Source organism: uncultured Senegalimassilia sp. (assembly GCF_902464545.1).
Taxonomy (GTDB): Bacteria; Actinomycetota; Coriobacteriia; order Coriobacteriales; family Eggerthellaceae; genus Senegalimassilia.
On sequence record NZ_CABQJR010000012.1, the window covers coordinates 36,781 to 62,651 of the forward strand.

A 25,871-nucleotide genomic window follows, 5' to 3' on the forward strand; every position below is an offset into this window, starting at 1 on the left:
ACGCACCGAAACGAAATCGCCCGCATTAAGCGCTGCAAGGGCGCCGCCCTCGTACGCCCTTGCAGCGATGGCACTCTACACGCGCTCCTCGACCTCGATGATGGAGCGATACAGCCGCATCGTCTCTGCCGAAGGGTCGATCCCCAGATCGTCAGCCAAATACCGCCGGCAGGCGAAGTAGGTTTGCAGCGCCGCGGTGCGCTGCAGCGAGGCGATCTGGGCGCGCATGAGCGCCACATACACGTCCTCGCGTGAGTCGTCGCGGGAGAGCGCCGCACGGGCGAACCACAGTCCCTCCCGGGGATCGCCCGAGTCAAGCAGCTTCCCCGATGCCGCCACCAGGGCATCCACCAGGCGGTTTTTGCAATCCTCGCGAAGCCCGTCGATGACATCGCAGCCATCGTCGCCCGGCAGAAGCTCGTCGGCGAAGGAATCCTCGACCCGCGCGAACAGATGTCCCCAGCCGCCGCGCCCCGGACGGTTGAACAGCAACGCACGACATACCTCCTCAAGCTCGAGAACGTCGCTTGCCAGCAGGCGGGCCTCGATGCACACGCCGTTTTGATGCCTGACAAGGTAAGGGCAATCGCCCTCGGGCGTGGATAGCGCTGAACGCAGCTGCGACCAGGTGGCATAGAAGTTCTTTCGCCGGCATGACGCGCTCGACTCGGGCCAGAGCTGCGCAGCCAGGCGATCGCGCGACACGTCGCGCCCGCGGTTAAGCACGAGCAGGGCAAGCAGGGAGCGAACCTTCTGCCGTGAAAGGTGCCCCGACTCGACCGCAACATCGCCCACCTTCACCTCCAAGCGGCCGAACAGGTTCACGGTAAGGCGCGGCGGCGCCGGTGTCGCAGGCATTGCCGTTCCCCACGCCACTTTGCGAAACGCATCGGGATGCGTGCTCTCGAACGACGCGCGGGAGCGCAGCTTGCGGGCACGGGCGCGCTCGCACTCCATGCGCTGCATGGACAGAGCCCTCTCAAGCCTGTTCGCCGCCATTACGCAGCGGGGGTCCAAGCCTGGCATATCCAAGTATCCGCGTTCCAACACGCGCGAGAACGAGCAAGCCGCAAGGGCCTGGGCAAGCGTGAGCGACCCGGTTGCAGCAAACGCCCGGGAAACGTCGCGGGCGACCGCAGCGCCCACGCGCTCGGCCAGCTGCGCCGCCAGCAACCCATCGGAGCCGCCCGCATCGTCAAGCAGCTTCGCGGCGCACAGCAGCGCGCCTTCCGCAAGCTCCGCCCCCTCGAACGCCATAAGCCACGCCTGCACGGGAAGGATGTCCTCGTCAAACGCCGGATCGACCACGCAGGCCATGGCGTTCAGATGGGGAAACGGCCCATCGCCCAGCTCGCGTATGGCCGACACGCATGCGGCAGCGGCTTCCCCCACCGAGCCGGAAAGGTGCACGAGGTGCGCCACCGCCTGCTGCGCGAGGTCGGCGCCGCAGGCAAGAGCGCGACGCGCCGCAAGGCAGCCCGCCACGTTCTCGCCCAACAGCGCGCAGCGCACCGCCTCCTCAAGATGCTGCTGGGCGTCAAGCTGACGGGAATCCAAGCTTGCATACAACGTGCGCGCATTCAGAAGGCACGCCGCATCGCGCAGCCGGCGGCTTTGCGAAGCAAGCCAGGTGCAGCGCACGTGAGCGGATGCCAAACAGCGCATGACCTCACAAGCCCGGGCACAGCGCCCAGCATCCATGAGGGCCTCTGCCAATCGCAACACGAACGCGCCCGCATCCTCATGCGCGCTCGCGCCGAGATTCGCCAGCCTATCCAAGAACGCCTGGGCGATCTGGGGCACCCCGAACGGAGCCGCGCAAAACGTGCCGCGCACGCGATCGACGCCCACGTAGACGTAGCTTCGCTCCAGAAGCTGCGCCACCTCATCGTCGATGCGAACGATGCGCCGGGCGTCGGAAAGGCTTCCCGACCCCAAGCACAGCAAGGCGAACAAGGCCGCCATCACATCAGCGGGCAGCTCCTCGGACGCGGCAAGCTCCAAAAACGCAGGCGATACGGAATCTCCCCAGGCAAGCGCCGCCACGCGGCTGCAACGCGCGACATCGTGCGCCGGGATCTCGGCGATGTCGGAAGGCAGGCGCGCGAAATCCACCTCCTCGTCGCTGAGCAGCAGGTCACCCGCGCCTACGAGCATGCGATCGATCTGGTCGGCGAACACATCCGCCGCCGGTGTACAGGTAATGAGCACCTCGCAACCTCGGTCGAGCAGATCATCGAGAACGGCGCCGAACAACTCGGCTCGCAGGGAATCAAGCGGCGGGACATCCTCGAACACGGCGAGAAAAGACTGATCGTCGACTTCGACGAGACCATCGACGATGCCGCGCGCGTCTAGATCGCGCAAAAAGCACGGGCTGGCGCAATCGATCCAGAATACATGGTCGAACGCGAACACCGTTTCAGCGTATTCAAGTGCTAGGGTGCTTTTCCCGAAACCTGACGGGGCCACCATGAACCGCGCGACGTTGCGCTCGCGCAGCAGCTTGGCCACCAGCGCCGGGCGCGGATACGCGCGCAAAGAAGAGAACCTGGACGGCCGGTTACCGCGGCACGCCGATTGAGCTAAAAAGGACAGCATCCTGCAAACCCCCTATAAGACGGGATCGGATGCTTGGCCTGTGATGCCGCCACCATACCGCAATATATTGATGTTGACAAGAGCCGGTATTTCGATAATACAAGGTGATCTCACGTGTTTTCGCAAACCATAGGATTATTCGAACTATATATTGTGGGTATCACAAAGCGAACTCACAATAGATTCGAGATCCGAATACAACGATGCCCGCACTCCTTGCGACGTGCGGGCATCTGCTAACGGCACCGGCGGCGCCTTGAACGGTTAAGGGCGACGGAGCGCTACGCTTCGCGGCCGATCAGCTTGGCGATGCGCTCGGAATAGGTCAGATCGGTCAAGCCGGCCTCCCCTTCCAGGTCGACCAGGGGCGCGTCGTTCCACAGCGACTCCAGACGATAGTAATCGCGCGTTTCGGGCTGGAAGACGTGCACGATGAAGCTGCCGTAGTCCAGCAGCGACCACGTGCCGTCGGCCGTGCCCTCGATGTGATAGGGCTTCGCGCCGCCGCGCAGACGGCATTGTTCCTCGATCTCGTCGACCACGGCATCGACCTGACGATTGTTCGACGCCGTGCAGATGACGAAGTACTCGGTGACGCCGATCAGGTCGCCGACCTGCTGCACCATGATATCGGTGGCCTTCTTCTCGTTAGCGGCCTGCGCGGCGATGATGGCGCACTCGCGCGGGCTGAGAAGATCAGGCTTCTGACGTCCGTACATATCCACGCCCTGGCTGATGGGGGCGTTGTTGTCCACTGCCTCGTTCACTTGCTTCCTTTCGCATCGTTTGCGGCGCGCTTGCGTGCGCGTGCCACGTAATAGTTCCAAACAGTCACGGTATCGGGATGGATGAGCTTGCGACGCTCGATGAGGTTTCCCACCACGTATACGAGCGTTGCCATGAACAGCTCCTCAAGCTCCACCTTCCCCACCATATCGCGCAGCTTGTCGACCCCCGCGCAATAGCGCCCGGGCTCGATGACGTCTGCCACGTACACGATAAGGTCGAGCGGCGACATGCCTACGGCCCCGGTGGTATGCAGGCGGATGGCCTGCAGCAACGGTGCCGGAAGCTCGGGGAATTCCCTGGCCAGCGCTGCCGCGGCGGTAGGACCGTGCAGCAGATGGGGCATATCGAGATAGCTTGCCAGCTGATCGGCGATGCCGAGCTCCACCGCGCGAGCGCGGATGCCCTCGTCGTCGTAGCCCTTATCCCAATCGTGCAAAAGTCCCGCCAGACGGGCCAGACGTTCATCCTGCCCGTAGACCCGCGCCATGCGCGCCGCCGTCTCGGAGACCCCCAGGGAATGCTCGAAGCGGTTGCGTTTCACGCGATGCGCGAGGTCTTCGCGTCGGGCCTGGTAAAACGCATCGCCGAGAACGTCTGCCGCACCCAGCTCCGTTACCCTACCTTGATCCGGTTCGACTTCGCTCACTTCGCACACCGCTTCCCTGTTCCGCTTCCAACCATAGAGCCCATGGGCGGCAATATAGTCGAGCACCCGCTGCACCGTCAAATAACGGATGGACTGGCCCGCTTGCACGCGGGCGCGCAGGCAGCTTGACGACACGGCCAGCCCCGTTGCCTCCAGCATGTGGATGCGGAAGTTGCCCGACCGCTCTATGGTAAGCCGGGTTTCCTCGGAAAGGGCGTATCCCGGCCGCGTTGCGGCGATCAACTCCGCCATGCTGGCGATGGCGGCGCTTTCGCGCCACTTCAAGATGGAGCATACCGCATCCGCGCCCGTGATGAAGAACAGCGCCACGTTTCCCGGATAATGTTCACGAAGCTGGCGCAGCGTATCAGCCGTGTAGGTGACGCCTGGGCGGTCGATCTCGATGCGGCTGACATCGAAGGCGGGGTTGCCCTGCACCGCCAGGCGGCACATCTCGAAGCGCTGTTCGGCGGGCGTGACGTCGCGCTTGAGCTTGAACGCCGGCTTTCCCGCGGGGATGAACACCACCGCATCCAGACCGAACGCCTCGCGCGCCTGCTCGGCGCAGGCCAGATGCCCGATATGGATGGGATCGAACGTGCCGCCCATGATGCCGAGGCGTACCGGACGGCCGTCGGCCCCAAGATCGTCGAAGCGCTCGCAGACCACGGGCGCAGCCGCCGCTTGCACGCACCCGGCTTCGGCGCTAGCTTGCGTAAGGCCCATCCTAGGCGCGCACCTGCCCCGAGCCGCGCAGTACGTACTTGTACGAGGTCAGACCCTCGAGCGCGAAGGGACCGCGCACGTGCAGCTTCTGCGTGGAGATGCCGATCTCAGCGCCCAAGCCGAACATGCCGCCATCGGTGAACGCGGTGGAGGCGTTCACGTACACCGCGGCCGCATCCACTTCGTTGACGAACTGCTCGATGGCTGCCGCACCTTCGGCAAGCTTCGGATCGGCGACGATGGCCTCGGAGTGCATCGTGCCGTAACGGTTGATATGGGCGATAGCCTGCTCGGGGCCGCTGACGCAGCGCACGGCCAAGTCGGGGGAAAGGTATTCCGTTTCCCAATCCTGCTCGGAAGCGCGCTCGACCTGCAGCGCGGCATCGGTCGGTAACCGCTTTTCACCGGCGGCAAGAGCAGCCTTGCACGCAAGCTCGTCGCCATGGATGCGCACGCCCTTGTCGGCGAGCATGCCGAACAGCTCGGGCAGGAAATGCTCGGCCACGGACTGGTCGACGAGCAGCGTCTCGCAGGCGTTGCACACGCCGTAGCGACGGCACTTGGCGTTGACAACGATGTTTCGCGCCATATCGAAATCGGCCGTGGAATGCACGTACACATGGCAGTTGCCGGTGCCTGTTTCGATAACGGGCACCTTCGCGCAATCGACGCAGTGCGCGATGAGGCCGGCACCACCGCGCGGCACGAGGACATCGACCACGCCGCGCAGGCCCATGAGCACATCGGCCGCAGCGCGATCGGTGGACTCGATGATGCCGATGCAACCGGCCGGCATGCCGGCCGAAACCGCCGCATCGTGAAGCACATGGGCGATGGCCGCGCAGGACTTGGCAGCCAAGGAACCGCCGCGAAGCACGCAGGCGTTGCCGGATTTCAGGCAGATGCCCGCGGCATCGGCCGTGACGTTGGGGCGCGCCTCGTAGACCACGGCCACCACGCCGAGCGGGACCGCCACGCGCGACAGCTGGATGCCGCTATCGAGCGTGCGCGAATCGAATACGCGGTTAAGCGGGTCGGGAAGCGCCACCAGGTCCTCGAGCGCGTCGGCCATGGCCATCACACGGCCCTCATCGAGCATCAGGCGATCGAGCAGGCTTTCCTTGGTGCCGGCTTTACGTGCGGCATCCATATCCTGGGCATTGGCGGCCACGATGGCGCCGGACTGCTCGCGCAAGGCCCGCGCCATAGCGGTCAAGGCGGCGTTGCGCTCCTGGGTGGTTGCCTGCGCAAGCGCCGTACTAGCATTCTTAGCGGCCCGCGCGACCGCCAGCACTTCCTGTTCCAGCATGATCGACTCACATTCTGTCGTATATCCAAAGCATGGGGTGAAACCACCCTATTCGAAGACCACCAGCTCGTCACGATGCACCAACGGGCGCTGGGTCAGTGCGGCGAGCAAGCGGTTGCGCTCGAGCACCTCGCGCGTTTTGCCGCAGGCAAGCTCCACCTCGTCGGCGGAGAACGCCGCGCGGCCGCGAGCGAACAGATGGCCCGCAAGGTCTTTGATGTCGACGATATCGCCGGCCTCGAAACGACCCTCGACGCTGGCAACGCCCACGCAAAGCAGAGATTTGCCGTGCCCGATGAGCGCCGACTTCGCACCTTCATCGACCACCACCGCGCCGCGAGCCGAGTCGCCAAGGGCGATCCACAACTTGCGGGGCGTGATCTCGTGAGGCTTTTTCAACGCCGAGAAGCGCGTGCCGACGGCCTTGCCCGCTGCCGCATCCTCGACCACGTGAGGCTGGCGACCGTAGCAGATGATCATGGGGATGCCGGCCACCATGAGCACGCGCGCGGCCTTGATCTTGGTGATCATGCCGCCCGAGCCCACGGTAGAGCCGGCGCCGCCGGCGACCGCCAGGATCTCGGGCCCGATGCTTTCCACATGAGGGATGAGCTTGGCATCGGGGTTCGTGTTCGGATTGCCATCGTAAAGGCCGTCGATATCGGACAGGATGACCATGAGATCGGCGTCGATCAGGCACGCGGCCAGTGCGGCGAGCGTGTCGTTATCGCCGAACTTGATCTGCTCGACGGCAACGGTGTCGTTCTCGTTGATGATGGGCACCACACCCAGCTCCAGCAAGCGCAGAAGCGTGTTGCGGGCGTGCAGATACGCATGACGGTCGGCAGTATCGCGACGGGTCAGCAAAACCGTCGAGGTCACGATGCCATGGACCGCGAACGCCTCGGCATACGCCGTGGCCAAGGCCGACTGCCCCACCGATGCCGCCGCCTGCAGGCTCGGCATGTCGCTGGGGCGCTTCTGGATGCCCAGGGCCTCAAGGCCGCATGCGATGGCGGCCGACGTCACGATGACGGGCTGCCAGCCGGCGGCCCGCACCTTCGCGATCTGGTCGGCAAGCGCCGCCAGGTACTCGTAATCGATGCTGCTCTCCGACGTGGTGAGCGTCGAAGAACCGATCTTTATGACCAGGCGCCGTGCGGCGCCCGCCTTAGCATCCAGCTGTTCCATTAGATATCAAGCTCCTCGAACAGATCGGCGGCCGTCCTGGTGGACTCGAACTCGAAGGCGCGCCCGCAGATGCGGATCTCGTCGCCATCGACGGCGCCCGCCTTCTCGAGCGCCTCCTCGACGCCCACGCGCTTGAGGCGGTGCTGCAGAAACACCACGGCCTCCTCGTTTTCCCAATCACACTGCACCACCATACGCTCGACCTGGGTGCCCACCACGCGGAACACGCCCTCGGAGAGCTTGCGCACGGTGAAACGCTTGTCGCGGGCCTCGCGCTTGAGCTCCCAGACGTGCTCGTACTGCACGTCGGACGCCTCGGCCTGGCGAGCCTGCTCGCGAAGCTCGTGGACCTGGTTGGCGATGGCGGCCTTCAGGCTGTCCACGCCCTCACCGGTGAGCGCGCTGATGCAGTACACCTTCGGGTCGATGGGGCTCGGCGCGAACTCGTTGCCGCCGGCAGCGGCGATGGAATCGGCCTTGACCTGCGCCTTCAAGCGCTCCAATGCCTCTTCGGTACCCGCGACGTCGATCTTGTTGGCCACCACGATGCGCGGGCGGGCCGCCAGCTCGTCGGCGTAGAGCGCCAACTCGTTGTTGATGATCTTGTAGTCATCGAGCGGGTCGCGGCCCTCCCAGTCGCCCGTGAGGTCGACCACGTGCACGATGAGCGCCGTGCGCTCGATATGGCGGAGGAACTCGTGTCCCAGGCCGCGCCCCTCGTGCGCTCCCTCGATGAGACCGGGGATGTCGGCCACGACGAAGCTCAAGTCACCCGAGCGCGCCACGCCCAGGTTGGGAACGAGCGTGGTGAACGGGTAATCGGCGATCTTCGGGCGTGCCGCCGAGATCTTCGAGATAAGCGAGCTTTTGCCGGCAGAGGGCATGCCAACAAGCGCCGCGTCGGCCATAAGCTTCATCTCAAGCTCGATCCAGCGCTCCTGCGCAGGCTCGCCCAGCTCGGCGAACGCCGGCGCGCGACGCGTGGAGGTGACGAAGTGGATGTTGCCGCGACCGCCCATGCCGCCGTCTGCCACGGTGATGCGCTCGCCGTCGTGGGTGAGGTCGGCCATGAGCTCACCGGTTTCCTTGGATTCCTCGAAGTATTCGTGGACCACGGTGCCCACCGGCACCTTGAGCACCAGATCGTCGCCCGTGGCGCCGTGCATGCGGCTGCCCTTGCCGTGCGTGCCGCGCTCTGCCTTGAAGTGGTGTTTGAAGCGGTAATCGATCAGCGAGGACACGCTGGCATCGGCTTCAAGCACCACGTTGCCGCCATGACCGCCGTCGCCGCCGTCGGGACCGCCCTTGGGCACGTGCGCCTCGCGGCGAAACGACATGCAGCCGGCGCCGCCGTCGCCGCCCTTAACGTGGATTCGGACCTTATCAATGAACACGATGTGACCTCCATCGGTTTTAGGTTTGCGTGTATCCCCTGATTGTATACGAAAAAAGCCCCCTGCAAGGCAGGGGGCTTCGCGAATGCATAGATGCCACGCACACGCGTGCGGCTTGTGCTACGCCTGGGGGCGGACATGCACGCGACGCTTCACGCCACGCGTGAACTCCAGCGTGCCGTCGCACAGAGCGAACAGCGTGTCGTCCTTGCCGCGGCCGACGTTGTCGCCGGGATGGAACTTGGTGCCGCGCTGACGGACGATGATCTGGCCCGTCTTGATCTGCTGGCCGGCGAACATCTTCACGCCCAGTCGTTTTGCGTGGGAATCGCGGCCGTTACGGGTAGAACCGAGACCTTTTTTATGTGCCATTTCATTCCCTCCTTACAATTAAGCGATGGACTTGATCTCAACGCGCGTGAGCTGCTGGCGATGGCCGCGCAGCTTCTTGTAGTTCTTGCGCTTCTTGAACTTGAACACCAGCTGCTTGGGGCCCTTGAACTGCTCGACGACCTCAGCGGTGACCTTCTTGGCAGCTGCCTTGGCCGGATCGGCCTCGACGGTGGAACCGTCGACGAAGCAGATGACCGGAAGCTCGACAGTGGCGCCGACCTCGGCGTCCAGCTTCTCGATGTTGAGCTTGTCCCCGACGGCAACCTTGTACTGCTTGCCGCCCGTTTTCACGATTGCGTACATGTTTTCTCCTACTTTCGAAATAAACGCAAGGCGATAGCTTAGCAGCGCGACCGTAGCAAGTCAACGAAGTGATCGAATGCACAGTCTCCGCGTATCATCGCACTTATTTCCGTTGCGCCTCCTCGGGCACAACATTCGATATGATACCAGATGTCGTGGACACACGCGGCGGCGTTGCCGGCTTTTCCCACATTGCCGCCCCGCTTCACGGAATGCCCACAAGCTAGTGCGCTTCAGCCCAGGTATCGGCGGCCGAGATATCGGCGAGCAGGGGCACCTTGAGCTCAGCCACGTGCTCCATGACGTCGCGAACCATGGCAGAGAGCGCCTCCACTTCCCCATCGGGCACGCTGAAGTCCAGCTCGTCGTGCACCTGCACGAGCAAGCGGGCCTTGAAGCCCTCTTCCATGAGGCGTTCCTGCACCTGGCGCATGGCAATCTTGATGATGTCGGCGGCGCTACCCTGCATGGGGTGGTTCATAGCGGTGCGCTCGCCGAAGCCGCGCGTGTTGCCGTTGGCGGCGCGCAGCTCGGGGATATGGCGCTTTCGCCCGAACATGGTTTGAGCATAGCCGTTGGCGCGAGCCTGCTCGACCGTTTCATCGAGATAGGCGCGCACGCCGGGATGCACCTCGAAGTAGCGGTCGATCATGCCCTTCGCCTCGGCGATGGAGATCCCCAGGCTTTGCGCCAACCCGAACGCCTGCTGGCCGTAGACGATGCCGAAGTTCACAGCCTTGGCGCGGCTGCGCTGCTCGGGCGTGACCTGGTCGATGGGCACATCGAACACGCGCGAAGCCGTGGAGGCGTGGAAGTCCGCGCCGCTGGTGAACGCCTGGACGAGCGCCTCGTCGCCGGAAAGGTGCGCAAGCAGGCGCAGCTCGATCTGCGAATAGTCGGCCGAGAGGAACTTGCAGCCCGGTTCGAGCGGGACGAAGCACTCGCGGATATGGCGCCCGAACTGCGTGCGCACGGGGATGTTCTGCAGGTTGGGGTCCGAAGAGGACAGGCGCCCGGTGGTGGTGACGGTCTCGTTGAAGTTGGAGTGCACGCGACCATCGCCTGCGCGCATGCGCGGCAGGGCGTCGATGTAGGTGGACTTGATCTTCGCCAGCTCGCGATAGCGCAGCACGAGGGCAGGCAGCTCATGGATCTCCGCGAGGTCTTTAAGCACCTTGGCGTCGGTAGAGTACCCGCGCTGGGTTTTCTTGCGCGCCGGAAGCCCGAGCACCTCGAACAGGATGTGGCCGAGCTGCTTGGGGGAATCCACATTGAACTCCTGACCGGCAAGCTCGAAGATCTGAGCTCGAAGGCCCTCGATCTCCTCGCCCGTGGAGGCGCCCAGCTGCGCGAGGCGCGCAACGTCGATGGCCGCGCCGGTGCGCTCCATGATGGCGAGCACCGCCACAAGCGGCAGGTCGATATCGAAATATGCGCGCTCCGAACCTTCGTCCTTCAGAGCACGGGTGAGCGGGCCGACCAGGGCGCGCGCCGCGGCGGCTTGTGCAGCTGCGCGCTGCTCTTCGGTTTTCGCCTCGGGAAGCACGCCGCCCATATAGGTATCGAGCAGCACGTCGTAGGTGTACTCGGACACCGACGAGTTCAAAACATACCCGGCAAGCCCCAGGTCGAAAGCGCGCATGGACATAAGCTGCCCATCGTCGACCAACGCAGGAAGGGCGTTGTCGGCAGGATAGACGCGATGCACCGCCGCCTTGACATCGAGCGCGGCGAAGTTGCCGCTGGCGATCAGGCGCGCAAGCTGGGAGAACGCCGTGTCATCGGCGAACACGGCGCAGCCCTGAGAAGCGGACACCGCCACGACCGACCCGCCGCCGAACAGCGACTCCTGCTCGGGGTCGACGATGGCCACGCCCACCTGCTCGCCCGATTCCAAGACCGCATCCACAAGCTTCTCGGCCTCTTCGCCGTGCAGAACCTGGCCTACTTCGATGGCAGCGGATTCGCGCTTGGGGGCCTCGCCCACCAGCTTGAGCACGCGCGTCAGATGAGAGTTGAAGCGATACTTCGAGAACGCCTCGGTGACGGCCTGAGCACTGAACGCGGGGAACGCCGCACCCTCAAGGTCCAAGGGGAAATCCAGATCGCGCACGATGGTTGCAACCTTGCGGCTGGTAAACGCCGCCTCGCGGTTTTCCTCCATGCGCTCCTTTTGCTTGCCGCGCAGCTCATCGATGTGCTCATAAATGCCCTCGAGGCTGCCGTAGGCGCCCAGCAGCTTCGCCGCGGTTTTGTCGCCCACGCCCGGCACGCCGGGGATGTTATCGGAGCTGTCGCCCTTCAGTCCCAGGAAATCGGGAAACTGCGAAGGCTCCACGCCGTAACGCTCGCGCACCTCGCCCGGGCCGTAAATGGCCACATCGGTGATGCCCTTGCGCGTGGTGACCACGTGCGTGAGCTCGGAACACAGCTGGTAGACGTCCTTATCGCCCGAGACCAGCAGCGTGCGATAGCCCAGCCCCTCGTCGCGCGCCGCAACGGTTCCCAGGATATCGTCGCCCTCCCAGCCCGTCACGCGCACCACGGGGATGCTCATGGACTCGAGCAGCTCTTCGATGATGGGGAACTGCGCCTTCAGGCCCGGGTCCATGGGAGGGCGCTGGGCCTTGTATTGCTCGAGCGCCTCGGTGCGGAACTTCGGGCGCCCGGCATCGAAGGCGCACACGATGGCGTCGGGATTGGAGATGTCGATGAACTTGAGCAGCATGGCTATGAAGCCGAACACCGCGTTGGTGGGCGTGCCGTCCGGGGCGTTCATGGTCGGCGGCACCGCGTGGAAGGCGCGGTGCATCAACGAGTTGCCGTCGATGACGGCCACTTTCTTCTCAGGCATAAGGCTTCCTTCAGGTTGGTTGCGCTTTCCCACCATTATATAAGCGACGAAGGGAAAGCGGCGCCAACCGCATCAGACAAGCACCGTTTGCCTGCTTCGCTACGCGCTCCAAAGGTAGCCGACGCCGCGCACCGTCTCCAGATGCTGCGAAAGCTCGGGGCCGAGCTTTGCGCGAACGCGCCTGACGTGCACGTCGACGGTGCGGCTACCGCCGTAGTAATCGAAGCCCCACACGCGGCGCAGCAGGGCATCGCGGCTGTACGTGCGGCCCGGATGGGTGACCAAAAAGGCCAGCAGCGCGTATTCAAGATACGTGAAGTCAAGCGGTTCCCCGCCCACCGTCACCTGGTACGTTGCCAGGTTGATGGTCATGTTGTCCACCGTCACGAAATCGGTCGAGGTGCTCTCGTTGCCGGGCCAAAGAAGCTGGCGGATGCGCGCGGCGCACTCCTCGCTGCCGGCGCCGTGCACCACGAAATCGCTTTTCACCTGCACGGGAAGGCGGAACTCGGGAAGCTGCGCCTCGTTGACGATGACCAGCAGCGATGCCGAGCCGTCCTCGAGCAGCACCGATTCCACCTGCGACAAGGTTGCCAGCGCATCGGCGCGCGCCTCGTAGATGACCAGGTCGTAGGAAGGATGCTGGGACAGCAGCTTTTTAAACTGCACCGAGGACCCCGCCGCGACATCGACGTCCAGGCCTGAGAGCACCTGCTGGAACTTGTGGGCGTTATCAAGGCTGTCGGCGATGAATATGACCGTTTTCCTCATTGTGAACGCACCTCCTTACGTCGCATCCCGCGCACCTCTACAGAACCGCCAGGTAGCGGTCAAGCTCCCAGGTGGACACGTTGGACTGGTACTCGTCCCACTCCGCCTGCTTGGCTTCCACCAGGTAATCGCAGATGTGGTCGCCCAGCGTTTCGCGCATGAGCTTCGAGCGCCTGAACAGCTCGACGGCCTGGCCAAGGCTTTCGGGAAGCGTGCGGAACCCCTGACGGAGCAGCTCCTGACGCGATTGGGTGAACAGGTCGCGGTCCTCGACGGGCGCCGGGGGCTCAAGGCCCTCCTCGATGCCGGCCAGGCCCGCCGCCAGCATGACCGCGAAAGTGAGGTAGGGGTTGGCGCTGGGGTCGGGGCTGCGCAGCTCCAGACGGCACGCCATCTCGCGATTAGGACGATAACCGGGCACGCGCACGAGCGTGGAACGGTTGGCGCGGGCCCAGGAAAGGTAGATGGGGGCCTCGCCGCCGGCGAGCAGGCGCTTGTAGGAGTTGACGCAGGGGTTGGTGATCAGGGCGAACTCGGGCGCGTACTTCAAGATGCCCGCGAGGAAGCTTTTCGCGGTTGCCGACAGATGATAGCCTTGCGGGTCATCAGGGTCGAAGAACACGTTGCTGCCATCAAAATCGAACAGGCTCATGTGCACGTGCATGCCGCTGCCGGGCGCATCGGAGAGGGGCTTGGGCATGAAGGAGGCGTACACGCCGTGCTTCATGGCGATCTCCTTCACCACCAGCTTGTAGGTCATGACCGCATCGGCCATGGACAGGGCGTCGGTGAAGCGCAAGTCGATCTCGTGCTGGGAAGGGCCGTTCTCGTGATGGCTGTACTCCACCGGGATGCCCATCTTCTCAAGGGTGAGCACGGTGTCGCGTCGCAGGTCGCTGGCGTAATCCAAACTGGTCAGGTCGAAATAGCCGCCGCGATCCAACAGCTCGGTGCCCTCGGCGTCTTTAAAGTAGTAGAACTCCACCTCGGGGCCGACGTTGAACACGTACCCCATGTCCTGCGCCTTGCCCACCACGCGCGCCAGCACATGGCGCGGGTCGCCCTCGAAGGGCTTGCCATCGGGCGTGCGGATGCCGCAGAACATGCGGGCGACGGCGTTGCTCTCCGGGCGCCACGGAAGCACCTGGAACGTGGAGGCGTCGGGAAACGCCAGCATATCGGATTCCTCGGTGCGGCAAAAGCCCTCGATGCAGCTGCCGTCGAAGCCCATGCCGTCGGCGAAAGCGTCCTCAAGCTCGCTAGGGATGACGGCGAACGATTTCATGCTGCCGAGCACATCGGTGAACCAGAAGCGCACGAAGTGCACATCGCGGCTTTTGATGGTTTTCAGAACGAAATCCTGTTCCGGGTTGGAAGCCATGGACGATTCCTCCTTCGCGCGCCAGGCCATGCAGCGGCGCGGATCCTGACAACTTCTTAAAGGATGATTATATCAGCGCATGTTGCCAACACGTTACGCGCATTACCCATTGCGGAAGCGAATCGAACCCGGGGCTTCCCATCGAAAACGGCATGCGCATACGCGAAGGGCCGCCTCGAAAGGCGGCCCGAAAGTTGTTGAACCTATTTGGTTAGCGCACCGCACCCGGGGAAGGCGCGCACCGTACCAACCGGAGCGCAGAACCCTACGACCTGCGGACGCGCTTGTCGACCAGTCGTGCGACCAAGTCGCCGATGGACTGGAACACCTGCACGAGCACGATGCACAGCACGATGGAGGCGATCATGACATCGCCCAGATAGCGCTGGTAGCCGTAGCGGATGGCAATATCGCCGATACCGCCCGCGCCCACCGCGCCGGCCATGGCGGTGTAACCGAACAAGGTGATGACGGTGATGGAGGCACCGCGCACCAGGCTGGGCAGGCTTTCGCGCAGCATGACCTTGCATACGATCTGCCAAGTGTTCGCGCCGAAGCTTTGCGCGGCCTCCACCAGGCCGCCGTCGACCTCTGCTAGGCTCTGCTCGACCATGCGGCCCACGAACGGGATGGCGGCCACGGTAAGCGGCACGATGGCGCCGGGAACGCCGAGCGACGTGCCGACCACCAGGCGCGTGAACGGGATGATGGCCACGAGCAAGATGATGAACGGGATGGAACGGCCGATGTTGACGATCCAGCCAAGCACCGTGTTAAGGGCACGCTGGGGCTTCAGACCGTCTTTGGCCGTGATGACCAGGAGCACGCCGAGCGGCACGCCGATAAGGTAGGCGAACAGCGTGGACGCAAGGGTCATGACGAGCGTGTCCACCGTGCCCTGGGCGAACAGGGCGCCATACTGCGAGATGAAGTTGCTGATGTAATCCATTTAGCCCTCCTGGCCCTTCTCCGCATCGCGCTCGATAGCCGCGAGCATGTCGTCGTTGGCCAAAAGCTCGCGCGTGACGGGGCTTTGCGGATTGCCGAACACGGCTGCCGTAGCGCCCTCCTCAACGATGCGGCCGTGGTCGATGACGGCCACTCGGTTGCAAATCTTGCAGGCCACGGGCAGCGAGTGGGTGATGACCACCAGCGTGACGCCCAGCTCGCGGTTGATATCCTGCAGAAGCTGCAGGATGGAGGCGGTGGTGCGCGTGTCAAGGGCGCTGGTCGCCTCGTCGCAGAGCATGACCTTGGGGTTGTTGGCCAGCGCACGGGCGATGGCCACGCGCTGCTGCTGACCGCCGGAAAGCTGGCTGGGATAGCGCTCGGCAAGGTCGGCCAGGCCCACCAGCTCGAGCAGCTCCATGGCGCGTTTGCGGGCCGCCTCGCCCTTCTCGCCGCGAAGCTCGAGCGGGAAGGTGACGTTGCGCAAGACGGTGCGCTGCTGGAACAGGCTGAAGTTCTGGAAGATCATGCCCACCTGGCTGCGCAGCTCGAGCAGCGCGCGACCGGACAGGCCCGTGATATCGCGGCCGTCGTAGAGGATGGCGCCCTCGGTCGGTCGCTCGAGCAGGTTCAGGCAGCGGACGAGCGTGGATTTGCCGGCGCCCGAGGCGCCGATGATGCCGAACACGTCGCCATCGTTGATGGTAAGGTTCACGTTGCGCAGCGCATGATGAGCGTTTTCGCCTTCGCCATACGTCTTGCACACGTGCTGCAATTGGATCATACGTTTCCCGATCACTTGGTTGGATACGACGCAACGGGCGCCAAGAGCCCTATTTGCGCGCGCGAATGCGCAACTTCTAATAATAGGCGAAGCTCAAGCCGCGCACAAGGACGGCGTTTGCCGGGAAGCCCCCATCGCCCCGCCCGAGGCAGGAAACGCCGGCGATTCGCAAGAACCGCCGCACCTGGGGGCGTTTCAGCGCAACCACGCGGGGATCAGCGCGCCGTCGCTCCCGCCGTCGCGTTCGACAACGAAGGGCGAATCCGCAAGCCCCGCGAGCGCGGCCGGAGCGAATCCTACGGGGCTCGTGGGGGTTCGCTGTTCGCCGAGCACGGCGTGGCGCGGGCTTGGTATACTTGCTTGTATGAATACGCAAACCTACACACAGCGCGCCCAGGCGCGCCCGCGCCCCCGCATCGCCGTGATCACCATGGGCGTCAAGCTCGGCGACGAGACGCGCGGCTACACGCGCTTCCGCGTCCTTTCCGAAATGCTCGTCGAGCAGGGCTTCGACGTGGACCTGATCACCTCGTCGTTCCAGCACTGGGAAAAGGCCCAGCGCGACACCTCGAAGACCTGCTATCAGGGCCTTCCTTACAACGTGGTGTTCATCGACGAGCCGGGCTACACGCGCAACTTGGACCTGCAGCGCATCCGCAGCCACCGCGTGGCGGCGAAGAACCTGCGCGAGCGCTTCGAGCGCACCGCGGGCCGCTACTCGCTCATCTACTCCGAGATCCCGCCCAACGACGTGGCGCGCGTGTGCGCGGAATACGCTTCCGAGCACAACATCCCCTATGTGGCCGATATCAACGACCTGTGGCCCGAGGCCATGCGCATGGTGGTGAACATCCCCGTGCTCAGCGATGTGGCGTTCTACCCGTTCGCCCGCGATGCAAAACGCGTCTACCAGCTGCTTTCCGGCGCCGTTGGAACCTCGGATGAGTACACGGCGCGCCCGGCGAAGGACCGCACGACGCCCTACCCCCATGCCACGGTGTACGTGGGCAACGACCTTGCGGCGTTCGACGAGGGCGCTCGCGAGCACATGGCCGACGTGGTGAAGCCCGAGGGCGAGCTGTGGGCCGTCTACGCCGGCACGCTCGGCGCCAGCTATGATCTGGCAACCCTTATCAAGGCGGCGGCGTTGCTCGAGAAGCGCCGCGCGGCCCATAGCGCGCGCACTGCCGCAGCGGGAACCGCCAAGCGCCATCGCCCCTTCCCTCCCGTGAAGGTCAAGGTCTTAGGGGACGGCCCCGACCGGCAACGCCTCGAAGAGCTTGCCCGACAGGAGAACGCTCCCGTGGAGTTTTTGGGCTATCAGGACCACGGCAGCATGGCCGCCTGGCTTCGCGCAAGCGACATAACCGTGAACTCCCTGGTGAAAAGCGCGGTCCAGAGCATCGTCACGAAAATCGGCGACTACCTTGCCTCCGGAAAGCCCATGATCAACACCGGATCTTCGCCGGAATTCCGCAACAAGGTGACCACCGACGGCTTCGGGCTGAACGTGGTGGCCGAAAACCCCGAGGCGCTCGCAGATGTGCTCGAGGAGCTGGCACGCAACCCATCGCTGCGCAAGATCATGGGAGCGCGCGGGCGCGCCGTGGCCGAGCGGGAGTTCGACCAGCGAACCTCATACCTTGCCATCGTGAATTTGCTACGCAATCTGATATAAGCGCCGCGGTTTGCGTCATCATCGAATGAAAACCGCCTTGCGTCAGCATGCGTTCACGCGCCAGACGCTTAAGCCGGATAGCTAAGGAGATACCATGTCCGAACAGATCCGCATACCGTTTTCCCCGCCCGATATCACCGAGGCGGAAATCGCCGAGGTCGCCGACGCGCTGAGAAGCGGATGGATCACCACGGGCCCGAAGACCAAGCAGCTTGAGCGCGAGCTGGCCGCCTTTTTGGACACGCCGCGCGTAGCCTGCCTGGGGTCGGCCACGGCCGCGCTCGAGTGCGCCCTGCGCGCGCTCGGCATCGGCCCGGGCGACGAGGTGATCACGAGCGCCTACACCTACACCGCCAGCTGCTCGCCCATCTGCCACGTGGGCGCGACGCCCGTGCTGTGCGACGTGGCGCCCGACAGCTACGAAATGGATTACGCGCAGCTGGAGAGGCTCATCACCCCGCGTACGAAGGCCGTCATCCCCGTCGACCTAGGCGGCGTCATGTGCGATTACGACGCCCTGTTCGCCGCCATCGACGCCTTCGGCGGCGCTTTCACGCCCGCAAACGCCCGTCAGCAGGCCATCGGCCGCATCGCCGTGGTCACCGACGGGGCGCATGCGCTCGGCAGCGTGCGCCATGGCAAGCACGCAGGCCAGGTTGCCGACCTTACCACGTTCAGCTTCCATGCGGTGAAGAACTTCACCACGGCCGAAGGCGGCGCCGTCACCTGGCGCGAGGACCTGTTCGATCCCGATGAGCTGTATCACGACTTCATGCTCATGTCGCTGCACGGCCAGTCCAAAGATGCGCTCGCCAAGACCAAGGCCGGCGCCTGGGAATATGATGTGGCCTTCCCTGGCTGGAAGTGCAACATGACCGACTTGCAGGCGGGTTTGGGCCTGGCGCAGCTACGCCGTTACCCGGGCATGCTCGCACGACGCCGTCAGATGGTCGCGCGATACACGCGCAACCTGGCCGACCTTGACGTGTCCATCCTGCAGCACTATCGCGCAGCCGACGGCTCCGACGCCTGCAACGCCGACGATGCCGCTGCGCGCGCCGACGTATACCAGGAGTCTTCGAGCGGCCATTTGATGCTCGTGCGCCTGAACGGTTGCGGGCGACAGCTGCGCGACCGCGCTATCGAGCTGATGGCCGAGGACGGCGTTGCCACCAACGTGCATTACAAGCCCCTGCCGCTGCTCACGGCCTATCGCAACCTCGGGTTCGACATCGCCGACTTCCCCAATGCCCTGGCCCAATTCGAGAACGAGATTACCCTGCCGCTGCACACCAAGCTCACCGATGCGGACATCGACGAGGTATGCCGTTGCTTGCACCAGGCCATCTCGCAGGCGAAGGCGGAGGGTGCGCGCTGATGTACGTACGCTTCGGAAAACGAATCTGGGACATCGTCATCGGGCTCATCGCGCTGCCGTTCGTGCTGCTCATCATCGCGGTGCTCGCACCGATCATCAAGCTGGAAGATGGCGGCCCGGTGTTCTACAACGCGCCGCGCGTGGGCAAGGACGGCGTGGATTTCAAGATGTACAAGCTGCGCAGCATGCGCGTGAACGCCCCTGACCTGATCATGGAGGACGGCAGCACCTACAACGGCGCCGACGACCCCCGCATGACCAAGATCGGCGCGTTCATGCGAAAGACCAGCTTGGACGAGATGCCCCAGTTCTTCAATGTGCTGCTCGGCGATATGTCGGTTGTCGGCCCCCGCCCCGACCTGCGCCGCGAGACCGAACTCTACGAAGGCGAAGAGGGCCTGAAGCTGTCGGTGAAGCCCGGCATCACCGGTTACGCCGCCGTGTACGGCCGCAACTCCCTGCCCTGGAAGCAGCGCCTGTCGCTGGATGTGTACTACGTCAAGCACGTAAGCTTCCTGCTGGATGCGAAGGTGTTCTTCCGCACGTTCGCCACGGTGCTTGGGCAGGAGGGCATCTACGTGGAGGAGGACGAGTCGTAACGCACGTTTCGCACCGCGCGCCATTGCTTCGTGAGAAGCGCGTTGCGGAGCTTGCCGTCGCTTCGCCGAAAGCGCTTCGCCAGCCTGCAAATAACGCGTATAATGCCGCAGAGACAATCGGGCCGGGCATGTTGCCCGGCCCGACGCGCATAGGCGCCGACTATGCGCCCGCCAAACGAAAAGCCGCCAGAGGGCGGCTTTTCGTTTCCCTAGTACACCATGCCCATGGCTTCGCGTACTTCTTCCAAGGTTTGGTTCGCGATCTCGTTGGCGCGGCGATTGCCCTCGCGCAGGATGTCCTTCACGTAGTCCATGTCGCCCATAAGCTCCACACGGCGTTCGCGGATAGGAGCCAGGAAATCGTTCACGCTTTCGGTGACGTACTTCTTCAGCTGACCCGAACCGCCGTTGCCGATCTCCTCGGCGATCTCCTGCTCGCCGCGGCCGGTGCACAGCGACGCCGTGGTGATAAGCGCCGACACGCCGGGGCGATTGTCGGGATCGAAGGTGATGAAGCGCTCGGAGTCGGTCTGGGACTTCTTGATAAGCTTCGCCGTCTCCTCGGCCGTGGCCGACAGGCTGATGGCGTTGCCGTAGCTCTTCGACATCTTGCGACCGTCAAGGCCGGGGATGAGCACGGCGTCGGTGAGCAGGCCTTCGGGCTCGGGGAACACGTGGCCGTAGCGCTCGTTGAAGCGGCGGGCGATCTGACGGGTTTGCTCGATATGCGGCAGCTGATCCTTGCCGACGGGCACGATGTTGCCCTTGCAGAACAGGATGTCGCAGGCCTGGTGCACGGGATAGGTGAGCAAAAGGCCGGTGAGCGCGTGGCCGGAGGCCTCCTGCTCGGACTTCACCGTGGGGTTGCGCTCAAGCTCAGCCTCGGTGCACAGGGAAAGGAACGGCAGCATGAGCTGGTTGAGCGCCGGCACCTGCGAGTGGGTGAAGATGATGGTCTTCTCCGGGTCGATGCCGCAGGCCAGGTAGTCGATAACCATGTTGTACACGTTGTCCTGGATGTTCGCCGTGGTGTCACGGTCGGTGATGACCTGGTAGTCCGCGATGATAATGCGGGAGGTGACGCCAAGGTTCTGCAGCGCCACGCGCTCGCGGATGGTGCCGAAGTAATGACCCAGATGCAGCCTGCCCGTGGGGCGGTCGCCCGTGAGCATGCAGTATTTGCCCGGGTTCACGGAAAGGTCGGCGCGAATCTCATCGCTACGTTTCTTGCTGGCTTCGAAGCTATCGCCCATTATGCCCTCACATTCATAGTTAGGCGGGAATTCAGTAGTTGTTCCAGTATAGCGCTTATGCCCGATGCGGGCGCGAACCATCTGAAGCCGTTTTCCAGCCGCAATGCAACCGCGACATCGAAACGTGGCACAATGGGAACCACCCGCCAGACGAGAGAAGGAGCGCACCATGGAAAACCCCCGCACCCTTGCATTCGCGCAAACGGCGCAAACCATCATCAAGCAGCTTGAGCGTCGCAACATGGAAGGCCATTACTGCGAAACCTCCGCCGATGCCGTGGAGCTCGTGCGCAAGCTGGTGCCCGCCGGCGCCTCCATCGCCTGGGGCGGCACGGAGACGTTCAAGGAAACGGGCGTGAAGTCCATGCTGGAAGCCGGCGATTACCGTATGATCGACCGCGCGAAAGCGACCACGCCCAAGGAAGCGCGTGAGATCTTGCTGCAGCACTTCGCCAGCGACTGCTTCTTCATGAGCGCCAACGCCATCACGCGCAAAGGCGAACTGGTCAACATCGACGGCAACTCCAACCGCCTTGCCTGCCTGTTGCATGGCCCGCGTGAAGTATACGTGCTGGTGGGCATGAACAAGGTGGTGGAGGACGTGGACGCCGGCATCAAGCGCATTCACACCATGGCATGCCCGCCGAACGCCGCGCGCCTGCACACGAATACGCCCTGCGAGCGCACGGGCGTTTGCGGCAACTGCCACGACGCCGGATGCATGTGCTGCAACGTGGTGGTAACGCGCCACAGCCGCCAAGCCGGCCGCATCAAGGTGATCTTGATCGCCGAGGACCTTGGGTTCTAACTGTTAGTCGGTTAAGCGAAACTCACTGCGCATAAGCGAAGCAATGAAAATGCCGCCGGATATCCAGGCGGCATTTTCATTGCCCCCATGATTGCCCTTACTGCCAGATTTCGGCGGTGACCCGGCGACAAGATGAGGAATGCATGGCCAGCTATCCCATGGCGCGAGCACAACCCGCTGCCAACGAACCGCGCCGATTCCCAATACCGGAATGATGCAAAAGAAAAGGCTAGGAGCAGCAAGCTCCTGGCCTTAAAAGTTTTGGTGGGCCCGCCCGGATTCGAACCGAGAACCAAAGGATTATGAGTCCCCTGCTCCACCGTTGAGCTACAGGCCCGCATTATCACGACGATGCTCGCTTTCGCGAAGCACCCCCTACCGCTTTCGAAGTATATGCGAAGCTCGGCAAGAAGCCGGCTTCGACGCATTTGAAGCATGCGGCATTTCCTGCAAGCTGCCTGCTGCCACCCGCCTGAAAGAAAAAGGCCGGAACCACTTGATTCCGACCTTGTCATTCGTGGTGGTCGCTACAGGATTTGAACCTGTGACCCCCGCCGTGTGAAGGCGATGCTCTCCCGCTGAGCCAAGCGACCGTGTTGCGTACTTCGTAGCGCGCTCGATATATACTACGCGAAAGGACCCTACCACGCAACCCCTGATTTCAACTTTTTTGAAAAAGTTTGGTTGCAGGAATTCTCCGGTATACCTACAATCGAAATAGGGTTTCACTCGACCATTCTTGGTATGGCGTTTTACCCGACCCCTCCAACAGAAAGAAGAACTATGAAGCAACGCCTAGCGCTACGCTGGTGCCTGCTTGCCATCGGGATCGTCGTCATGGCCGCAGGCATCGTCATCGTCACGAAATCGGCTACGGGAAACACCCCGATATCATCAACGGGATATGTGCTCAGCGTGGCCTTCCCCAGCGTCTCGTACGGCGTGTTCATGTTCTTCTGGAACCTCCTGCTGCTGCTTGGACAGGTGATCATCCTGCGCCGCCGATTCCAACCCTTGGCGTTGCTGCAGATTCCCATCAGCGTGCTGTTCAGCCTGAGCATCGATATGTTCGCAAGCCTGCTTTCCTGGTTTGCACCCGCGAACTACGTCGAATCCCTGGGCATGCTCGCCCTCGGCATTCTCACGCTCGCAGCGGGCGTCTCGTGCACGGTCGTGGCGAACGTGGCCATGAACTGCGGAGAAGCCCTGGTTGCCGCCATCACCTCGAAAACCGGGTGGAACTTCGGCCACACCAAAGTCGGGTTCGATATCAGCTGTGTCATCATCGCCTGCGCGGTTTCGCTTGCCACCATGGGAAACGTGACGGGCGTCCGCGAAGGCACCGTGGCAGCGGCGGTTCTCACCGGGTTCGTGGTGAACTTCTTTGTGCGCTTGATGGGCGGGGTGCGCCCGCCCATCAAGATGGCAAGCAAGGCCTAGCAAACAGCAGGGGCCTGAAAGCGATGCGGCTTTCAGGCCCCTGCCCTATATATTGCAAACTAAACGCCATATCGCCAGTTTGCCGATACCCTTGTTACGCGCGCTTCACCAGATAGCACTTGTGGATGCGCGGATTGCGTTCGAAATCATGCGGGATGGTTTGCGCCGTGATGTCCTCGAGCGCAACCCCGTACTTGCCCAGCTGCTCCATGTCGGGCTTGAACGAGCGCAGATTGCAGCTGAACACCGCCGTGCCCTCCTTGGTCAGCAAGCGGGAGACGCCCACCAGCAGCTCGACGTGGTCGCGCTGCACGTCCCAGGTGCGCTTGCCCATGGATTTCGAGTTGCTGAACGTGGGCGGGTCCACAAAGATTAAATCGAAGCGGCGCGGGCTGCGTCGGCAATCGGTGATCCAGTTCATCACGTCGCCGCGCTCGAAGCTGTGCGCACGCCCGGTGAACCCGTTTTGCTCCATGTTGCGCTCGGCCCAATCCAGATAGGTTTGCGACAGGTCGACCGTAACGGTTTCCACCGCCCCGCCTGCCGCAGCCTGGACCGTCGCCGAACCCGTGTAGGCGAACAGATTAAGGAAACGCTTGCCCGCGGCCATCTTGCGCACCATAGCGCGCGTGTCGCGATGATCGAGGAACAGGCCTGTATCCAGGTAGCCGGCAAGATCGACCTCGAGCAGGCACCCTGCTTCGTCAACGTGGGTAACGTAATTGCGCTTTCCCGCACCACGGTACTGCCCGCCGCCCTTGTCGTGACAGCGTACCTTGGAGAACACGTGGTCGGGGCGAACGCCCAAGACCACGGGCGCCAAGGTGAGGATGTCGTCAAAGCGACGGCGCGCCTTATCGGGGTCGATGGAGCGCGGCGGCGCGTATTCGGCGATATGCAGGTACGTGTTGCCTGCTGCCTGGCCCGCACCGGTGTACACATCGATGGCGGCGGAATAATCCGGCAGATCGGCATCGTAGACGCGATAGCACGTAACGCCTTCGCGACGCGCCCACTTGCGGCGCTCCTTGGCAACCTTGCGCAGACGGTCGGCGAACTGCTGCGAGGACTCCTCGAACACCTCGACCTTATGCTCCGCCCCGCCGTTGGCATCGGGAACCACGGCCTGGGCAAGCTGCGCCGGGGGCCGCATGAACAGCAACACCTGGGTCTCCACGCGTCCGCGGCCGAAACGCAACGTGTCGGCTGCATCGACGCCGAAGCGCCCTTGCACGCCCTGCCCGCCGGCGACGGCATACAGGCTGCCCGCCGGAACCGCTGCAGCCGCCTTCACGAACGCCGCAGCCTCCGCCTGGGCGCAAGCCTCGGACTGGATGCGGTCGCCTGCCGGCATATTGGATGCCACCAGGCACGGGCACAGCTTGTCCTGACCGTTATCGGCCCCACGCCTGCTCTGCAGCCGCTCAGCTACGTCGCAAGCACGTTTTGCCATATCCGCCACGGTATGCGCATCGCCCAGCTCGATGCTGACCACCTGACGCAAGCCGGCGCGCTTGGCACGGTTGCGGGCGCGGGCGATGGCAGGGCTTGAGTTGGTGGCGCCCACGATGCGCACACGCTCAAGATCGGGGCGGTCGGAGGCCGAGGCATTTGCCGCACCGGCGCCGCCGACGGCCTCCAGGCCTTCCTCGAAACGCTCGTCCGCCTCGTCGAGCAAACGATTCCAAGCCTGCTCGTCGAACGCCGCCCAACCCATGAAGCCCCAGCAGCTGCGCGCCAGGCCCGGAGCCATATCGCACGCCGCCGCGGCAGCCTCCACCACCAGCGAGCCGTCGCCGCATGCCGGGTCGACCAACGCGGCGGCGTCGCACATGCCATCCCACTCGCACATGGCCAAAACACCCGCGGACAGGGCGCACTCAAGCGGGGCGTCCTGACCCGCATCGGACTCCAGATACGCACGTGCGTACAGCGATTCGCCGGAAAGGTCCAACGAGACGGTGGCCCGGCTATCGCGGATGCGCACGTCGATGTTGGCGTCGGCGTTGGCGCTATCCACATCGGGGCGCGATCCCGTGCGCTCCCTGAGCGCGTCGCAGATGCCGTCCTTGACCTTCAACTCGGTGAAATGCGTGTTGCGAAGCTCCTCGTTCATGCCGTGCGCGCGGACGGCGATGCTGGCCCCGGGCGCGATGACCTCATGCCAGGGGATACGGCGGATGCCCTCGTAAAGCAGGCTGGCATCGCCGGCGTTCACGCGCTTGACCACCAGCGTGACACGCGAGGCCAAACGAGACCACAGGCAAACGCGCTGGGCCACGGCCGCCGTGCCGAAGAACGCCACACCGCCGTGCAGCGGGCGGATGCGGCGGGCGCGCAAGCGCTTGAGCTCGTCAGCAAGATATTGCTCGAACCCAGCCAGGCAGCTGGCGAAGAACTCATATTCATCGTATGCGGGAGAAGTCATCTGGGTGCCTTTCATGGGCGGTGGGTCTAGCTAAGGGCGTTTGCCGCTCGAAAAGAAACGCGGGCCTTTCGACCCGCGTTTCGATTAATCTTCCAGGTAATCCTTCAGCTTGCTGGAACGGGAAGGATGACGCAGCTTGGCAAGCGTCTTGCTCTCGATCTGGCGGATGCGCTCGCGCGTGACGCCGAACTCGCGGC

General features: G+C 63.8%; 21 protein-coding genes and 2 tRNA genes. 5 read left to right on the forward strand and 18 right to left on the reverse strand.

What is annotated here, in order from left to right; all coding sequences use genetic code 11:
- Positions 1-75 precede the first annotated feature (75 nt).
- From RDW26_RS04800 to RDW26_RS04860, 13 genes are all read right to left on the reverse strand, one after another.
- Positions 76-2,541, reverse strand: coding sequence for a BTAD domain-containing putative transcriptional regulator (locus RDW26_RS04800; protein WP_307982731.1), 2,466 nt, complete (start codon positions 2,539-2,541; stop codon positions 76-78).
- Between the two features lie 341 nt (positions 2,542-2,882).
- Positions 2,883-3,368, reverse strand: coding sequence for a ribosome silencing factor (gene rsfS / locus RDW26_RS04805; RefSeq protein ID WP_307982732.1), 486 nt, complete (start codon positions 3,366-3,368; stop codon positions 2,883-2,885).
- Positions 3,365-4,762, reverse strand: coding sequence for a nicotinate-nucleotide adenylyltransferase (gene nadD, locus RDW26_RS04810; RefSeq protein ID WP_307982733.1), 1,398 nt, complete (start codon positions 4,760-4,762; stop codon positions 3,365-3,367). Before nadD ends, rsfS begins: the two co-directional genes overlap by 4 nt.
- A 1-nt stretch (position 4,763) precedes the next feature.
- Complete coding sequence (locus RDW26_RS04815) at positions 4,764-6,071, reverse strand: glutamate-5-semialdehyde dehydrogenase (protein ID WP_307982734.1); 1,308 nt, start codon at positions 6,069-6,071, stop codon at positions 4,764-4,766.
- A gap of 48 nt (positions 6,072-6,119) precedes the next feature.
- Positions 6,120-7,262, reverse strand: a complete 1,143-nt coding sequence (gene proB, locus RDW26_RS04820; RefSeq protein ID WP_307982735.1) for a glutamate 5-kinase — start codon at positions 7,260-7,262, stop codon at positions 6,120-6,122.
- A complete protein-coding gene (gene obgE / locus RDW26_RS04825; RefSeq protein ID WP_307982736.1) occupies positions 7,262-8,656 on the reverse strand; it encodes a GTPase ObgE in 1,395 nt (464 codons plus the stop codon). Before obgE ends, proB begins: the two co-directional genes overlap by 1 nt.
- A gap of 120 nt (positions 8,657-8,776) precedes the next feature.
- Entirely contained in the window at positions 8,777-9,028 is a 252-nt protein-coding gene (rpmA, locus tag RDW26_RS04830; protein WP_042433844.1) for a 50S ribosomal protein L27, read from the reverse strand.
- 18 nt (positions 9,029-9,046) lie between these two features.
- Entirely contained in the window at positions 9,047-9,352 is a 306-nt protein-coding gene (rplU, locus tag RDW26_RS04835; RefSeq protein ID WP_118350051.1) for a 50S ribosomal protein L21, read from the reverse strand.
- Between the two features lie 223 nt (positions 9,353-9,575).
- Positions 9,576-12,206, reverse strand: a complete 2,631-nt coding sequence (gene polA / locus RDW26_RS04840) for a DNA polymerase I (protein ID WP_307982737.1) — start codon at positions 12,204-12,206, stop codon at positions 9,576-9,578.
- Between the two features lie 99 nt (positions 12,207-12,305).
- Positions 12,306-12,977 carry a winged helix family transcriptional regulator gene (locus RDW26_RS04845; protein WP_042433833.1) on the reverse strand — a complete coding sequence of 224 codons (672 nt, stop codon included), beginning with the start codon at positions 12,975-12,977 and terminating at the stop codon, positions 12,306-12,308.
- Between the two features lie 37 nt (positions 12,978-13,014).
- Positions 13,015-14,358: a glutamine synthetase family protein gene (locus tag RDW26_RS04850; protein ID WP_294398831.1), complete on the reverse strand. Its 1,344-nt coding sequence runs from the start codon at positions 14,356-14,358 to the stop codon at positions 13,015-13,017.
- A 265-nt stretch (positions 14,359-14,623) separates the two neighbouring features.
- Positions 14,624-15,307: a methionine ABC transporter permease gene (locus RDW26_RS04855; protein WP_042433827.1), complete on the reverse strand. Its 684-nt coding sequence runs from the start codon at positions 15,305-15,307 to the stop codon at positions 14,624-14,626.
- A complete protein-coding gene (locus tag RDW26_RS04860; protein ID WP_042433824.1) occupies positions 15,308-16,090 on the reverse strand; it encodes a methionine ABC transporter ATP-binding protein in 783 nt (260 codons plus the stop codon).
- 364 nt (positions 16,091-16,454) lie between these two features.
- Here RDW26_RS04860 and RDW26_RS04865 point away from each other — a divergent pair, with 364 nt between their 5' ends.
- The 3 genes from RDW26_RS04865 to RDW26_RS04875 all read left to right on the forward strand — a co-directional run bounded on the left by RDW26_RS04865 (position 16,455) and on the right by RDW26_RS04875 (position 19,745).
- Entirely contained in the window at positions 16,455-17,768 is a 1,314-nt protein-coding gene (locus tag RDW26_RS04865; protein WP_307982738.1) for a glycosyltransferase family 4 protein, read from the forward strand.
- A 94-nt stretch (positions 17,769-17,862) separates the two neighbouring features.
- On the forward strand, positions 17,863-19,146 hold the full coding sequence (locus tag RDW26_RS04870) for a DegT/DnrJ/EryC1/StrS aminotransferase family protein (protein ID WP_307982739.1): 1,284 nt from the start codon (positions 17,863-17,865) through the stop codon (positions 19,144-19,146).
- Complete coding sequence (locus RDW26_RS04875; RefSeq protein WP_307982740.1) at positions 19,146-19,745, forward strand: sugar transferase; 600 nt, start codon at positions 19,146-19,148, stop codon at positions 19,743-19,745. The genes RDW26_RS04870 and RDW26_RS04875 overlap by 1 nt, the downstream gene beginning before the upstream one ends.
- 209 nt (positions 19,746-19,954) lie before the next feature.
- Here the strand turns inward: RDW26_RS04875 and trpS are convergent, their stop codons facing one another.
- The gene (gene trpS / locus RDW26_RS04880; protein ID WP_298628749.1) at positions 19,955-20,998 is read right to left on the reverse strand and encodes a tryptophan--tRNA ligase; all 1,044 of its coding nucleotides are present in this window, start codon (positions 20,996-20,998) and stop codon (positions 19,955-19,957) included.
- 169 nt (positions 20,999-21,167) lie between these two features.
- Here trpS and RDW26_RS04885 point away from each other — a divergent pair, with 169 nt between their 5' ends.
- Entirely contained in the window at positions 21,168-21,806 is a 639-nt protein-coding gene (locus RDW26_RS04885; protein WP_307982741.1) for a lactate utilization protein, read from the forward strand.
- Between the two features lie 262 nt (positions 21,807-22,068).
- Here RDW26_RS04885 and RDW26_RS04890 read toward each other — a convergent pair.
- Both RDW26_RS04890 and RDW26_RS04895 read right to left on the reverse strand, forming a co-directional pair.
- Positions 22,069-22,143: transfer RNA gene (locus RDW26_RS04890), tRNA-Ile, on the reverse strand.
- A 181-nt stretch (positions 22,144-22,324) separates the two neighbouring features.
- A tRNA-Val gene (locus RDW26_RS04895) sits at positions 22,325-22,399 on the reverse strand.
- A 190-nt stretch (positions 22,400-22,589) separates the two neighbouring features.
- Between RDW26_RS04895 and RDW26_RS04900 the strand changes: the two genes are divergently transcribed.
- Positions 22,590-23,246, forward strand: a complete 657-nt coding sequence (locus RDW26_RS04900; protein WP_307982742.1) for a DUF6198 family protein — start codon at positions 22,590-22,592, stop codon at positions 23,244-23,246.
- 94 nt (positions 23,247-23,340) lie between these two features.
- Here RDW26_RS04900 and rlmKL read toward each other — a convergent pair whose 3' ends face one another.
- Together rlmKL and RDW26_RS04910 are read right to left on the reverse strand one after the other, a co-directional pair.
- Positions 23,341-25,674: a bifunctional 23S rRNA (guanine(2069)-N(7))-methyltransferase RlmK/23S rRNA (guanine(2445)-N(2))-methyltransferase RlmL gene (gene rlmKL / locus RDW26_RS04905; RefSeq protein ID WP_307982743.1), complete on the reverse strand. Its 2,334-nt coding sequence runs from the start codon at positions 25,672-25,674 to the stop codon at positions 23,341-23,343.
- A gap of 84 nt (positions 25,675-25,758) precedes the next feature.
- Positions 25,759-25,871: sigma factor-like helix-turn-helix DNA-binding protein (locus RDW26_RS04910; RefSeq protein ID WP_307982744.1), on the reverse strand; the 113-nt coding region annotated here is incomplete at its 5' end.

What these genes read in the sequence shown, in the direction of transcription:
- RDW26_RS04855 (WP_042433827.1), bottom strand. Translation starts at nt 15,307, where the DNA reads ATGGATTACATCAGCAACTTCATCTCGCAGTATGGCGCCCTGTTCGCC.
- RDW26_RS04865 (WP_307982738.1), top strand. Translation starts at nt 16,455, where the DNA reads ATGAATACGCAAACCTACACACAGCGCGCCCAGGCGCGCCCGCGCCCC.
- rplU (WP_118350051.1), bottom strand. Translation starts at nt 9,352, where the DNA reads ATGTACGCAATCGTGAAAACGGGCGGCAAGCAGTACAAGGTTGCCGTC.
- polA (WP_307982737.1), bottom strand. Translation starts at nt 12,206, where the DNA reads ATGCCTGAGAAGAAAGTGGCCGTCATCGACGGCAACTCGTTGATGCAC.
- RDW26_RS04885 (WP_307982741.1), top strand. Translation starts at nt 21,168, where the DNA reads ATGGAAAACCCCCGCACCCTTGCATTCGCGCAAACGGCGCAAACCATC.
- RDW26_RS04870 (WP_307982739.1), top strand. Translation starts at nt 17,863, where the DNA reads ATGTCCGAACAGATCCGCATACCGTTTTCCCCGCCCGATATCACCGAG.
- RDW26_RS04860 (WP_042433824.1), bottom strand. Translation starts at nt 16,090, where the DNA reads ATGATCCAATTGCAGCACGTGTGCAAGACGTATGGCGAAGGCGAAAAC.
- RDW26_RS04875 (WP_307982740.1), top strand. Translation starts at nt 19,146, where the DNA reads ATGTACGTACGCTTCGGAAAACGAATCTGGGACATCGTCATCGGGCTC.
- rlmKL (WP_307982743.1), bottom strand. Translation starts at nt 25,674, where the DNA reads ATGACTTCTCCCGCATACGATGAATATGAGTTCTTCGCCAGCTGCCTG.
- rpmA (WP_042433844.1), bottom strand. Translation starts at nt 9,028, where the DNA reads ATGGCACATAAAAAAGGTCTCGGTTCTACCCGTAACGGCCGCGATTCC.
- RDW26_RS04850 (WP_294398831.1), bottom strand. Translation starts at nt 14,358, where the DNA reads ATGGCTTCCAACCCGGAACAGGATTTCGTTCTGAAAACCATCAAAAGC.
- RDW26_RS04815 (WP_307982734.1), bottom strand. Translation starts at nt 6,071, where the DNA reads ATGCTGGAACAGGAAGTGCTGGCGGTCGCGCGGGCCGCTAAGAATGCT.
- proB (WP_307982735.1), bottom strand. Translation starts at nt 7,262, where the DNA reads ATGGAACAGCTGGATGCTAAGGCGGGCGCCGCACGGCGCCTGGTCATA.
- trpS (WP_298628749.1), bottom strand. Translation starts at nt 20,998, where the DNA reads ATGGGCGATAGCTTCGAAGCCAGCAAGAAACGTAGCGATGAGATTCGC.
- nadD (WP_307982733.1), bottom strand. Translation starts at nt 4,762, where the DNA reads ATGGGCCTTACGCAAGCTAGCGCCGAAGCCGGGTGCGTGCAAGCGGCG.
- RDW26_RS04845 (WP_042433833.1), bottom strand. Translation starts at nt 12,977, where the DNA reads ATGAGGAAAACGGTCATATTCATCGCCGACAGCCTTGATAACGCCCAC.
- RDW26_RS04900 (WP_307982742.1), top strand. Translation starts at nt 22,590, where the DNA reads ATGAAGCAACGCCTAGCGCTACGCTGGTGCCTGCTTGCCATCGGGATC.